Origin of the sequence: Thalassotalea sp. G20_0 (assembly GCF_017744175.1) — a bacterium.
Classification (GTDB): domain Bacteria; phylum Pseudomonadota; class Gammaproteobacteria; order Pseudomonadales; family Endozoicomonadaceae; genus Endozoicomonas.
In genome coordinates, this window is the sequence record NZ_JAGHQV010000366.1 from 1 (window position 1) to 716 (window position 716).

The following is a 716-nucleotide window of genomic DNA, read 5'->3' on the forward strand; positions in this document are numbered from 1 at the left end:
TGTTAGCCGTACATTGAATTAAGTAGCACTATTGATAACATAATTTGGAGTGTTACTAATGAGAATATTTGGATTGTTTTCAACAGCGATGGATATTGTTGAATGTTTTAGATCCGCAAGTGTCTGTGACTCTTTGCTATTTCTGCTAATTATTTTACTTCTTTTGTTAATCGAAGATAAGCTGAATAATGCAGTCTAGCGCACTAGACTGCTAACCATATTATCTAACTTCAATGATAGTATCTGGTTCTGCAGGCCAGTCTTGAGGCTGGCCATATTGAATAAGCTTATTATTGTAAAAATAGAACCACGTAACTGTGCTTTCCATGCCTGTAAGTGGATTTCTCTTTTTATGCCCGCTTGGGATGAAAGAATATTCATCTACAAGAAGCTCCAACACTTCTACAGTTCCGCCAGGGTACCTTTTAGCCCCTCTCGGTTTTACTTCTGGAAATAGGCTGGCAAATTCTTTTTTGCTCATTCCCATTTCCATAGCAATTACACGCTTGTCATAATCAGATTGACTTATTCCTGAAGTGCTGCAGCCAGTTAAAAGCACAGACAGAACAGCAACTAAAAACTTCCTTTAAGTATTTTGATATTCATTAAAATCTACTGCTGAAAATTTTACTCACCCTACAGTAACACAGGTTAAGTCACCTGAATGTAAGTAATTTCTCGCCAAGTGCTGCCATGCTTGGCTGTACGGCTAACGC

At 38.0% G+C, this 716-nt stretch carries 1 protein-coding gene; it reads right to left on the reverse strand.

Annotation, left to right across the window (positions count from 1 at the left end):
- Positions 1-220: 220 nt before the first annotated feature.
- The gene (locus J7438_RS26535; protein ID WP_209204621.1) at positions 221-481 is read right to left on the reverse strand and encodes a hypothetical protein; all 261 of its coding nucleotides are present in this window, start codon (positions 479-481) and stop codon (positions 221-223) included.
- Positions 482-716 lie beyond the last annotated feature (235 nt).